The organism is Ruegeria halocynthiae, assembly GCF_000743705.1.
Lineage (GTDB): Bacteria > Pseudomonadota > Alphaproteobacteria > Rhodobacterales > Rhodobacteraceae > Ruegeria > Ruegeria halocynthiae_B.
The window spans coordinates 542666-555388 of the sequence record NZ_JQEZ01000003.1; the positions used below are offsets into that span (position 1 = coordinate 542666).

Consider the following 12723-nt stretch of genomic DNA (forward strand, 5'->3'; position numbering starts at 1 on the left):
CTCAATCCTCCGATCTGGGACGCAGGTTTTCCGGGTCAAACAATGCGTCATCATGTACTGTCACCGGAATGGCGCGGTTCAGGATTTGCACGCTTAACCCCTTGTGCGGCGTGCCCCTGCGCACAAAGAGCCAGCCCAGCGATTTTCCGATGCTATAGCCGTATCCGCCTGAGGTAGTGAGCCCAACGACCTGATCACCCAGCAGAACTGGTTCGCCACCATGGATGTCGATGTCGTCGCTATGAAGCTCGCCGTAAAATAGCTCCCAATCCGGAGTGCGTGACAACATCGCCGCCTTACCAAGGAAATCGCGGTCTTTGGTGACGACAAACCGGTCCAACCCGACATCGAGCGGTCCGACATCAGTCGTGAGTTCGCCACTGGCACGATAAGCCTTTTCCATACGCATCCCGTTGAAGGCGTATGACCCAAGATCAACAAGCCCGTGCGCTGTGCCCGCTGCAAAGAGAGCATCATAAAGGTCTGCGATACGGTCCAGCGGGGCGTGCAGTTCCCACCCAAGCTCGCCGACAAAAGATACGCGCAAAACGTAACACGGCACATCTGCCACTGTGATCTCCTGCCCTGAAAGCCAGGGGAAGGCGACGTTGGAGAGATCCGCATCGGTAAGCCTGGATAGAATACCCCGCGCGGCGGGGCCGGACAGGGCCAGCATCCCCCAATCGTTGCTGCGGTTGATCATTTCAACATCTTCACCGGGCAGGATATGGCTTTCGATCCAATCAAAGTCGGGATTGGCACGGGCAATGGGGGATCCGGTGAAAAAGCGGTTTTCGGTGATACGCCAGATGGTAATCTCGGTCTCGAAACGGCCTTTTTCGGTAAGCAGGTGGTTCAGGCTCATCCGCCCGTCTTTGCGCGGCACGCGATTGGCTGAGAGCCGGTCCAGAAGTTTCCCGGCGTCCTTACCGGTGATCTCGAACTGCCCAAAGGCGCAAAGGTCGATAACGCCTGCGCCCCGACGCGTGGCCTGCGCTTCTGCCTGCGCATAGGCATGCCATGGCTGACGGCCCCATCCTTGTGGTTCTACCTCGCCCACCTTGCCGAAATACCGGGGGCGTTCCCAACCGGCGACCTCACCAAAGACCGCGCCTTTGGCGGCCAGACGATCATACAGCGGATGCCGGTTCAGCGGACGCAGCGCGTTGAACTGCTTGCCAGGGCAAGGCGTGTCATGGCGACGCATAAATTCGTCTTTTGTGCGCTCGACAATGAAATTATCGGTGGTGAAATCGCCATAGCGGCGCGGATCAAAGCTGCGCGTGTTGATCGCTGTTTCGCCATGCACCATCCAGTCGGCAAGCACCTTGCCAGCGCCACCACCCCAGGCAAGACCAATCGACGACCCGCACGAGAGCCAGACATTCGGCACACCTGAGGGCCCAACCAACATGCCACCATCCGGCGTATGGGTGATCGCGCCACGTACGACGCGTTTGATGCCAAGTTCGGAGAGGATTGGCATTTTGTCGAAAGCGACCATCAGGAAGTCGCCAATTGACTCGTAATCAACCTCGAAAAGCTCGTTCTCGGCGGCCCAGGGCGCGCCGTTGGGCATTTCCCAGACAGTCGGGCAGACATGATCTTCGTAAATGCCGATGAGACCTGATTTTTGCTCCTGACGAATATAGCCACCAAAGGAATTGTCGCGCATTACGGGCAGTTCCGGACGATCTTCAAATTCAGGCACCGTGTCCGTGACCAGATAGTGATGCAGGCAGGATACCGAAGGGATTTTCAATCCGAACCAAGCGCCCACCTGATTTGCATAAGATCCCGCCGCGATCACGATATGCTCGGCCAGCACATCGCCTTTTTGGGTTTTCAACAGCCACATATCACCCTTGCGGCTGGCACCCAGCACCTGATTGCGGCGCTCAATCCTGGCCCCTCGCGCACGCGCGGCTGCGGCAAGCGCCATGGTCACGCCCGAGGGGTCGATATGGCCGTCCTCATATGTGCGCACAGCAGCTTTTACATTGTCGACTTTGTAAAACGGATTGGCTTTTACAACCTCGTCCGGGCCGACTAGATCCATGGGCAAGTCCAGCAATCTGCCGACGCCCATGATCGACTTCATCCAATCGACTTCATCATCCGTGGTCGCGATGCGAAGCCCGCCCACATCGTGCCAGCCGATGCTTTGGCCGGTCTCTTGTTCGACACGTTTGTAGGTCTCGATCGAGGTTTTATTGACCCAACCCATGACACGGCTGCCGACCGCATGGGCGATCTGCCCCGCCGCGTGCCAGGTTGAGCCCGACGTCAGTTCGGCCTTTTCAAAAAGGATCGTGTCGGTCCAACCATTTTCGGCCAACTGGAACTGGGCAGCGACGCCCATGATGCCACCCCCGATAATTGCGACGCGCGTGGTGCGGGTTGTTTCCGCCATCAGAACGCCTCCTTGGCGGGTTTGAGGGAACATTTCGCGGCAAACCGCGTGCAGGCGATTTCGACCTCGAATCCGGATACGACAGCATGGTTGTTAAGTTGGTCCAGCGGAGCGTTGATCATCGCCAACGCGACGGAACGGCCAAAACGATAGCTCCAGGCCGCGGAGGTGATTTGCCCTACAGGCTTGCCGTCGAAGTAAATTGGCTCATCGTGGATCGGGATGGCCTCGGGACGTTCGAACAAAAGTGACACGATTTGCCGCGTCGGCGGTGGCGCGTCCCGCAGTGCTGCCTCGCCGACAAAGCCTGTGCCGAAAGCGCAGAATGCTGCCAGTCCAGCTTCTTGCGGCGTGGTGCCGGGTGTCAGTTCGTGTCCGAAGGCGCGGAAGCCACTTTCGATCCTAAGCGCGCCGCTCGCATAAAGCCCGGCATGGGTCGCGCCTGCATTGATCAACGTCTCATATGCGGCCATGGCCATTTCCGCAGGGACGTAAAGCTCAAATCCCGCCTCACCGGTAAAGCTCAGCCGCCCGGCCCAGCCCCGGGCCAGGCCAATTTCTACGGGCGCAAAATCAAAGCGAGCCAGATCGGGAACTGGCGAACGTGATGTGGCCTGCAAGACATCCCGCGCCTTGGCCCCGGCCAGCCCAAGGATCGCGTAACCGCTGGTCACATCGGTAAACTCGACGCGAAAAGCGCCCCTGGCCTCGCGCATCCGCTTTATGTCACGTACGACCTCGGCCGCGCCGACAATCAGCAGATAGGTTTCGGGACCGTGCCGTTGGACGGTAAGATCGCTTTCAATGCCGCCGCGCGCATTCAATATCTGTGTATAAGCGATCCTGCCCTCACGGATGTCCATCTGGGCGGCGCATAGATGGTTGAGAAAGGCACAGGCGTCCGGCCCCTGCACCATAATCTTGCCAAAGGCGGATTGATCCAGAATGGCCGCACTGTTCCGACATGCGTTTACTTCTTGCCCGACTTGATCGCGCCATTTTGGCACGCCGAAGGTCAATGGAAAATGCCTGGCCTCGCCGCCGAAATGCAGGGCGCGTTCCCACCCGCCGCGCGCTTCGAACTGCGCACCAGCAGCGACCAGACCCGCATGGATGGGCGACCGGCGCTGCCTCCGTGCGGTGTTCATTGCCCGGCCCGGATATGGGTTGTCGTAGTGACGACCCAGCACTTCAGGTATCCGCGCCTGCAACGCACCGAGCACGTTCATTTCAGGGCTGAAACGCCGAATGTCTGCTTCGTTCAATTCCATCGTAGGTTCGCCTGCGATGATCCATTCAGCCATCGCTTTGCCCGCGCCACCGGCCAGGGCGATACCGGTCGAATTCATGCCGCCCATCAGGAACAGGCCCGGAACTTCGGGGCTTTCGCCCATCATGAACTGACTATCGAGGGTAAAACTTTCGGGGCCGTTCAAAAGCATCCTCACCTCGGCCTGTTCCAGCGCGGGAATGCGACGTAGGGCGCCTTCCATCATTGGCATGAAGTGATCCCAATCCTCATCCAGCAGATCGAAAGAGAAATCGGCGGGTAGGTCTTGGGTGGAAATGCCCTTGGCATGGGGCTCAAACGAGCCGACAAGCAGCCCTTCGACGTCATCGCGGGCGTAGAGGTAAGCGTCCTGATCGTTGAGGGTTGGCAGATGTGCGCCCTTGCCCAGGGCCTGAACTTCGGCCAGCGGCTTTGTCAGCATGTAGAAATGTTCGCAGGCATAAAGCGGCATATGCGCCCCGGCCATCGCGGCCACCTCGCGGGACCACAGGCCGCTTGCGATCACGACTTCTTCTGCCTGAATGACATGCGCGCCAATCTCAACACCAGAGATCCTGCCATCTGTTTTCTGCAGCCCGGTTACGCGTGTGTCTTCGAAAATCTGCACGCCGCGCGCCTTGGCCCCTTTGGACAGCGCAAGCGCCACATCCGACGGGTTCACGCGCCCATCAGCGGGCGACCAGACCGCGCCGATCACGTCATCCACCTCTATCAGCGGCCAAAGCTGTTTGGCGCGGGTTGCATCGATCACTTCGGCCTCCAGCCCGAATGCGCGACCCAGCGAAACCTGGCGTTTGATATTGGTGAGACGATCCTGGTTTGTGGCCAGCGTCAGTGAACCGGTCTGAATCCAGCCTGTGGCCTGGCCGGTCTCACGCTCAAGTTCGCCATAAAGATCAATGGAATAATTGATCAGTTTGGTCAGCGTCGTAGAAGGGCGTAGACGGCGCACCAATCCGGCGGCGTGCCAGGTGGTGCCTGATGTCAATTTAGATCGCTCAACCACGACAATATCGCGACGTCCCTCGCGGGCAAGGTGATAGGCGATGGAACAGCCAATTACCCCGCCACCAATCACAACAGTACGGGCATTGGTCGGCAGGGTCATGGCAGCACCCCGTCGCGGATCATATCAGAGAGGGTCGCGCGAAACGCCTCCAACGCCTCGTCGATGAGAGCGTATGTGTGAGCCGCCGAGGTCAGGCCTGAAGTATAGGCCATCATATCGATACCCCGTGCCAACATCCCATCGCGGTAGGCTTTGACGGTCGGTTTCGGCAGCCCCCGGATCTCAGCCGGGCTGAGCCCGTCAAGTTTATCGCGGCCAAAGAAGATATGGAAAACCGAACTGTCGCCATAAGCCAGCCCGATCACGTCATAGTCGGCCATGGCTGTGTTCATTCCCTCGCGCATCCGTGTCGCCATTGCATCGGCGTGCGACTGCACGTCCCCTTTTGCCAAATGGGGCATTGCCGCACAGGCCGCAGCAGCGATCAGGGGCGCGCCGTTGAACGTGCCTTTGTGGCTGACCGCCGGGGCAATGCCGTTGCGCATCGTGGTATTGTTCATTAATTCCATGATTTCAGCCCGCCCGCAGACGGCACCGCCAGGCAACCCACCGGTGGCGATCTTGGCCAACGTGGTCACATCCGGCACGATCCCGTCGCGCGCCTGTCGCCCGCCAGGGGACCAGCGAAAACCAGTAATGATCTCGTCAAAGATCAGGACAACGCCAGCGGCGCGGGCCACGTCGTGCAGGGCTTTCAACGCAGCCGCGGAAAGGGGGACGCAGCCGTAATTCGCGCCTGACACCTCGATGATCACCGTGCCGATACGGTCGTCCTGAAGCGCGCTTTCCATCGCGTGCGGATTGGCGGCACAAACATGGATGAGCGTGTTGAGCACATCGGGAACACCAAGGGACGTGGCGCGGTCGCTGCCGGGTTTTGCGCCTTTCAGCACATGGTCATGCCAGCCGTGAAAATGACCATCCACCCGCAACACGTGATCCTTACCGGAAAACGCGCGCCCAAGCCTTAGGGCCAACATTGTGGCCTCGGTACCTGACGCGGTGAAACGCGTCCGTTCAGCGGAGGGGTAAAGGCGATTGATCCACTCTGCCCACTCGATCTCGGCTGTGTGGCAATCGGCACTGAAAATATGTCGTTCTGCCTGCTTTTGGATCGCCTCGACAATTACCGGATGACAATGGCCCAGCATCTGACTGGCGCTACCCATCTTGAAGTCGATGTAACGCCGACCTTCCCTATCCCATTTTTCGGCGCCCTTTGCCCGGTCGATGAAAATCGGATGTGGGTCACGGTAGCGTAGCTCATGGCTGACACCACCGGGCAAGGCGGCGCGGGCGCGGTTGCTGACCTCATGATTGGTCATTCGCGGCGCCCTGTCTGCGTGCGGGTCAGGCGAATGTCGAATGACTGCCTTAGGACGCGATCAATTTTGTCAGGCAGATGATCGGGGAAATATGTACGCAAGATGTCACGTGCCTTGTTGCGGGCCACATCGCCGACACGCTGCCCGCCGTCGTCCTGCCACTCGCGCGGAGAGCGACGATCCGCGATTTCGGGATAGAAGTAGTCCGACTTCATCCGGTTGAACGTGTGCTGTTCGCCCAGATAGTGCCCTTCGCCGCGGCAAACCTCTGCAATGACTTCGGCGGCGATGTTCTCTGGCGTCGCCTCAATCCCGCGGAGTGTACGCAGGATATTGCCCAGCAAATCATTGTCGGTGATGTAGGCCGCGTGGCTGACGCCCAGAAGGCTCGACATCATGCCAGCGGCCTGGGTGACGATGTTTGAACCCGCATGGGCGGCCATGGTTACGGCCAGCGATTTTTCCGCACCATATTGCGCGTCAAGCCGCTTGGCATCCGTGATCCCGGCTATGGAACTGGTGGGCAAATCCCAATGGCGGCCCATTTGCGCCGCCCCGGCCATAAGGATCGCCTGTTCACCGCCACCCCCGCTCATAGAGCCGGTGCGCAAATCGGCGACCAGCGGTTTTGGCGCGAAGATCGCCTTGACCTCTGGATCGACGAGACGGGCAAACACAAGACCGGCAAGCGTCTCTGCCACCGCCTGCACCAATGAGCCTGCGATTGTGGCGGGGCTGGTGGCACCCGCCTGACCGGCGCTGATCAACTGCACCGGGAACCCGGCTTTGATGGCCAATTCCAGAACTTCGCAGGCTTCTTCTGCAAACCGCATTGGCGGCACAACATGGCAGACCATGACGGTCAGAAATGGCCGCGCGCGAAAGGCCGCCTCACTTCCGGCGATGCAATAGCACAATCTAGCAATACCCGCGACATTCTGCGGTTCCGTGATCGAGATCGACACGTGTTTGGAGGTGCCCGCAAGACAGGCGAAAGCCGTGTTGATATCCAACAGCGCATTGTCATCAATATCGCGCGCCACGACCGACCGGCTGAAATGATGGATGTTATCCATCTGGTCCACGATACGGGCGGCATCGTATAGGTCTTGCAGCGTTGACTCTCGGTATTCGTGCGTATCGAGGTCAAACACGCCCGGCGCCGCCCCGCCAGTGGACATATGCACCCGAGCACCACCGATTTTCAAATCCCGATCAGGGTGTTGGCCGCAAAGCTTAAAGTTACGATGCGCCCCATCGATGGCCCATTGAACCAACGCACGGGGAAACAGAAGCCGATTGTCGTCAGTCGTGATCCCGCCCGCAGCGGTCACCTTTGCAGTCATCGACGGAATTGCCTGGCTCAATCCCAGCGTTTCCAAAAGCGTCAGGGCAGCGTTTTCGACCAAAGCAACTTCGCTGGCGGACAACGGCTTTAGCCGACCGCCCAATACACCCGGCCATACTGGCGGGTTGGGTTCGGGTTCAGCTGCCCGTCTAAGGCGAGCCTTGCGCCCGCGTCGCTGCACTGCATCAGTCATAAATACATGAGCTTAACTTTCCTCTGCTGCAAACTGCGCACGAATCCCACTTATTTACAAAAGCAACATTTTCAGCATTAAATGAGTAAAACTCATCTATGGAATTGTCATGAGCGCTTCGCTTCCGGCCCTTCGTGCCTTTGATGCCGCCGCCAGACATGGTGGGTTCCGTGCTGCGGCCGAAGACTTGCGCGTGACACCAACCGCAATCAGCCATCATGTTCGCGGGCTCGAAGATAAACTGGGCGTCAGGCTGTTTGAGCGCACAGGCCGAAATGTGACCCTGACCGAGGATGGCCAACGGTTGGCCGAAGCCACCAGACAAGCCTTTGACACGCTGGATCACGCTGTGCGCAGGCTTCAACGCCGCGCGCGCAAGGTCGTCCGGCTTGCAGCCGGCCCGATATTCACTGCGCGTTGGCTCATGCCGCAAATCAGCGATTTTTGGGAGACACATCCCGACATCGAACTTGAAGTGGTTCCATCCTTCCAACCGGGCGCACAGGATCGGGGTAACGTAGACATTGTCATACGCTGGGACCGTATTGTGGGACAGGGCATCAACGCCACCAAGTTGCTTGAACTCAGCCCGGTAGCTATTGCATCCGAAGGTTTCGTGCACAGCCACGGACCTGTAACTGTCCCGGCGGATCTTCTGCAATTGCCGTTGTTGCACCAGAAAAATCACTGGGGTTGGCATGATTGGTTCACAGCCATGAACGTCCCTCTCGTCGACCCTCTGCGCGGGCCTATTTTCGAGGACGCGAATGCGCTGCTTCGTGGTGCGGCCGACGGTCAAGGCGTGGTCATCGGCTGGCTGCCGCTAATCGATCAGGATCTCGCGGAACGCAGAGTTGTAAGGCTTTTTGACGAAGTGATCACGCCAACTCATGGGTATTTTGTCGAGGTTCGAACAGCCAATCCGACGCGGCAAGAGGTCCGACAAGTGATTGATTGGCTCACCAAAGGGAAAAGCGTCGATACAGCTGGGCCTGCGCAAAGATCAGCCTAGCACGGCAGGAGTTTTCCGTGGCATCCAAGATCCTACGCATTGGCGTTTCACACACGACACGGAAGCCAACCTGTGGCACGCCTAAGCGCGTGATGCCGATGTCACCTATGTTCTCACGAGGGAAAATTCTGCCTTAACGCTGCCCTCGGTGACCCGCCGCGCATTGGGGAGGTCATTGTATTCCACCTTTCCCGTAGCTTCCGGCAGGTCAAACCCTAGGTCGGTCCATCGCTTCTGCAGCCTTGCGCAAAGGGTTTGCTCATCGCAGGCAATCATCACGGTAATGTCAAAATACTGGTGAAGCCGGCGCCATGGCGCATCCTTTAGAAGAAGATAGTTCCCCTCGACCAACACGATGCGCGTGTTCCGGTCGATAAGGCGGGCACCGGCTCGGGAGAGTTCTCTGGACCTGTCAAAGATCGGAACTGCCACGTCAGCAGTCAGGTAGGCCGTTGCCAATCGGCTCATGGTCACATCAAAGCCTTCTACATCAAAGGTATCAGGTGCGCCTTTCCTTTGAGACCGGCCCAACTGAGCCAATATCGCATCGTCAAAATGGAACCCATCCATTGGGACAATTTGTACTGTTTGGTTGTAAGTATTCTGAAGGTCAGTTTGCAATAATTCGGCGGTCGTCGATTTGCCGCTACCTGGCGCGCCAGCTAGGGCCACTATAACCCGAGATTCCGTCGTGCGCGCCGCGATTTCAACGACAAGCTCTTTCAGAACAACTGCTTTTGGCTGATTGATCATGTGATGCCCAAATTTATGTCCTATGGATCCGAGCCAATCATACGCCTCAATTAGTCAGAGTAAGCTCTTAATGCAGCATAGGAGCCATCGTTCCAGATAAGGTTCAGCCAGTGTGAAAACACATCGGCAAAACGCTTGTTTTGCGCCTGATTGCCATATGTTTGACGCATCTCCAGCCAAGCCAGAGGATCCGATTTTGCGCGCTTGGCCGTTTCACTCAGAAGATTCCAATGCGGGTCATTTGGATCAATCAGGGTGCCGTCTTCGCGCACACCCGCGCACATGCGCGCCCACAACGCCTCGACAAGGGCCAGCCCATCAATCGACCCTCCGCAGGCCAGCGCATCCCGCAGGACCGGTAGTACAAAACCGGGATGCCGTGACGATCCATCAAATGCCACACGCCGCGTGGTGTCGCGGATCTTGGGATTTGCAAACCTCTTTTCAACCAACGCCAGGTAGTCCGACCGTGTGATCCCATCGACAGGTTCTACATATGGCAGAATTTCCTTGGTCTGGACTTTGTGGAAGAACGCCCGGATCAGTGGATCGGCCATGCAATCGGTGATTGTCGCAATACCCAGAACTTCGCCTGCATTGGCCAATACCTGATGACCGGCATTTAGGATACGGATCTTCATGCTCTCATACGTGTGCACATTTTCAGTTATCGTGACACCGGCCTTCTCCCAGGGAGGTCGACCTGCGCAAAACTGATCTTCGATGACCCATTCGCGGTAGTTTTCATGGGTAACTGGTGCTGCGTCCAGAATGCCCAATTCCCGGACAGAAGACAGCTCGGCTTTGCCCGTCGAGGGAACGATGCAGTCCACCATCGCATTGGGGAAACGTGCGGTTTCGTTGATCCACCGAGCAAGACCTGGGTCCGTCAATTGCGCCAGATCAATAACCGTTTGCCGCAACACTTCGCCGTTATTTTGAAGGTTGTCGCAGCATTGGGCGGTAAACGGAGGGTGTCCTGCATCTCGTCTGGCGCGATAAGCCGCAATCATGGCGCCAAACGCTGTGATGGGGCGGTCAGGATTGGCAATATCATGCGCAATGTCGGGGTGTTTGACCTCAAGACCCCCGTCCTCGGACTGATAATAGCCGCCTTCGGTGACAGTCAAAGACACAATACGGATACGCGGATCTGACATTGCCGCAATCAGCGGTGCATTCTCTGGATGAACTTCGACAAAATCGACCATTGATCCAATGACTTCGACCGAGGTGCTGTTGGGGTCCAGCTCGACCAGCGTTGTCAGGCAGTCCTGTTGCAGCAGACGCTCACGCATTGCCGCGTCACCGGGGCGCACACCGGCACCGATAATGGCCCAATCATATGCCAGGCCTTGCTGCATAAGGCGATGCAAATACCATGCTTGATGTGCACGGTGGAAGTTTCCCAAACCAATGTGAACGATCCCGGGGCTGAGCTTTGAACGGTCGTAGGAAGGAACCGACACCCCGGCGGGTAAGTCACCAAGCGTTTTCGATGAGAGTTTTACAGCAGGTGTGCCATCTGTTTGCCCCATCATCAGCTCATCCAGTTTCCGCCGTCGACGTTGTAGGTCTGGGCCACAACGTAAGAGGCGTCATTGCTTGCAAGAAACACGGCCATTCCGGTAAGGTCTTCGGCCCGACCCATCCGTCCATAAGGCACGGCCTCGCCCGCCTCCTTTTTCTTCTGGCCTGGGATCTTGCCCTCATATTTGGCGAATAAGGCATCGACACCGTCCCAGTGTTCGCCGTCCACAACACCGGGCGCGATTGCATTTACGTTAATGCCATGTTGGATCAGGTTCAGCCCCGCTGACTGCGTTAACGAGATGACAGCGGCCTTGCTTGCGCAGTAAACCGCGACAAGGCTTTCGCCCCGCCGTCCCGCCTGGCTGGCCATGTTGATGATACGCCCCTTGATGCCACGTTCGATCATGTGCCGGGAGACTGCTTGCAGGGTGAAAAGCACACCGCTTACGTTGACGTCAAAGACACGGGCGTAGTCTTCGCGCGTGATCTCATCAATTGGTGCTGCGGTAAAAAGCGCGGCGTTATTGATCAGGATATCAATTTGGCCAAATGCAGTGACGGTGGCTGCGACACCAGCGTCGATGCTGACCTGATTGGTGACGTCCATCTGTATCGCAACAACACCTGGCCCAATGTCGGCAGCGGCGGTTTGCGCGCGGTCCAGATCAATGTCAGCAATGGCGACCTGCGCCCCTTCGGCGACAAAGGCTTTGGCAAAGGCCAATCCTATACCGCGCGCCGCACCGGTGATAAGCGCAGATTTTCCAGCCAGTCGCATTAGGCGATCCGTAACCCATCAGCGTCAAACCGATGGATCTCGTCCACTCTTGGTTCCAGGTGAATGGTATCGCCGTGCTTAAGGCTCACATCGCCTATAGAACGCACGGTCAACGTCTCCATCAACCCGGTGTTGTGGATATGGAAAAACGTGTCTGAGCCAAGGTGCTCGGCCACACCGACTGTGCCCTGCCATTGGCCACCACTTTCGACGACATCAATATGTTCGGGGCGGACACCAATGGTATGGGCACCATGTTTGGCCGCTTCATCCCCGGTCATCAGGTTCATCTTTGGCGACCCGATGAACCCCGCCACAAATGTGTTGCGAGGTGTATGATAAAGTTCTAGCGGAGTGCCGACCTGTTCGATCACTCCGGCATGCAGCACGACGATCTTGTCAGCCATGGTCATTGCTTCGACCTGGTCGTGGGTCACATAAACCATCGTTGTTTCTAAGCGTTTGTGCAGTTCGCTGATCTCAAGGCGCATACCAACACGCAATGCGGCATCGAGATTCGATAGCGGTTCATCAAACAAGAAAGCGGCCGGGTCGCGGACAATGGCGCGACCAATGGCAACCCGCTGACGCTGACCGCCGGACAACTGGCCCGGACGACGGTCCAGATAGTCGGTCAGATTCAACACCGATGCGGCCCTCTCGACCCTTTTGGTGATCTCGGCCTGATCCAGCTTGGCCATCCGCAAAGGAAAGGCAATGTTCTTGCGTACCGACATATGCGGATAAAGCGCGTAGGACTGGAACACCATGGCAAGGCCACGTTTGGCGGGCACCACATCCGTTGCGTCCTGACCGTCAATCTCGATATGGCCGGTCGTTATATCCTCAAGCCCTGCGATCAGACGCAGCAGGGTTGATTTTCCACAGCCTGACGGCCCGACAAAAACGGTGAACTCTCCGTCCTGAATAGTCAGGTCCAAGGGCGGTATGACTTCAACGTCACCAAAACTCTTGGTCACCTGCTTGAGTTGAATTTGTCCCATAATT

General features: G+C 57.7%; 9 protein-coding genes. 1 reads left to right on the forward strand and 8 read right to left on the reverse strand.

From position 1 onward, the window contains the following. Window position 1: 1 nt before the first annotated feature. The 4 genes from JT51_RS13320 to JT51_RS13335 are packed head-to-tail and all read right to left on the reverse strand — an operon-like array spanning window position 2 to window position 7639. On the reverse strand, window positions 2-2413 hold the full coding sequence (locus tag JT51_RS13320; RefSeq protein WP_037313374.1) for an FAD-dependent oxidoreductase: 2412 nt from the start codon (window positions 2411-2413) through the stop codon (window positions 2-4). Beyond that, window positions 2413-4812, reverse strand: a complete 2400-nt coding sequence (locus tag JT51_RS13325; RefSeq protein ID WP_037313375.1) for a GcvT family protein — start codon at window positions 4810-4812, stop codon at window positions 2413-2415. Before JT51_RS13325 ends, JT51_RS13320 begins: the two co-directional genes overlap by 1 nt. Then, window positions 4809-6098 (reverse strand): aspartate aminotransferase family protein, encoded by a 1290-nt coding sequence (locus tag JT51_RS13330; RefSeq protein ID WP_037313377.1) that lies wholly within the window; start codon window positions 6096-6098, stop codon window positions 4809-4811. The genes JT51_RS13325 and JT51_RS13330 overlap by 4 nt, the downstream gene beginning before the upstream one ends. Continuing rightward, the gene (locus tag JT51_RS13335; protein WP_037313379.1) at window positions 6095-7639 is read right to left on the reverse strand and encodes a trimethylamine methyltransferase family protein; all 1545 of its coding nucleotides are present in this window, start codon (window positions 7637-7639) and stop codon (window positions 6095-6097) included. Before JT51_RS13335 ends, JT51_RS13330 begins: the two co-directional genes overlap by 4 nt. Before the next feature lie 109 nt (window positions 7640-7748). Between JT51_RS13335 and JT51_RS13340 the strand changes: the two genes are divergently transcribed. Next, window positions 7749-8651, forward strand: coding sequence for a LysR substrate-binding domain-containing protein (locus JT51_RS13340; RefSeq protein ID WP_051927546.1), 903 nt, complete (start codon window positions 7749-7751; stop codon window positions 8649-8651). 105 nt (window positions 8652-8756) lie between these two features. On the opposite strand, the gene JT51_RS13345 is transcribed toward JT51_RS13340, so the two are convergent. The 4 genes from JT51_RS13345 to JT51_RS13360 are packed head-to-tail and all read right to left on the reverse strand — an operon-like array spanning window position 8757 to window position 12719. Beyond that, on the reverse strand, window positions 8757-9404 hold the full coding sequence (locus JT51_RS13345) for a zeta toxin family protein (protein WP_037313381.1): 648 nt from the start codon (window positions 9402-9404) through the stop codon (window positions 8757-8759). A gap of 50 nt (window positions 9405-9454) precedes the next feature. Continuing rightward, window positions 9455-10942 (reverse strand): mannitol dehydrogenase family protein, encoded by a 1488-nt coding sequence (locus JT51_RS13350; RefSeq protein WP_037313383.1) that lies wholly within the window; start codon window positions 10940-10942, stop codon window positions 9455-9457. Between the two features lie 2 nt (window positions 10943-10944). Then, window positions 10945-11715, reverse strand: a complete 771-nt coding sequence (locus JT51_RS13355) for an L-iditol 2-dehydrogenase (protein WP_037313385.1) — start codon at window positions 11713-11715, stop codon at window positions 10945-10947. Beyond that, window positions 11715-12719: an ABC transporter ATP-binding protein gene (locus JT51_RS13360; protein ID WP_037313388.1), complete on the reverse strand. Its 1005-nt coding sequence runs from the start codon at window positions 12717-12719 to the stop codon at window positions 11715-11717. The genes JT51_RS13355 and JT51_RS13360 overlap by 1 nt, the downstream gene beginning before the upstream one ends. Between the last annotated feature and the right edge of the window lie 4 nt (window positions 12720-12723).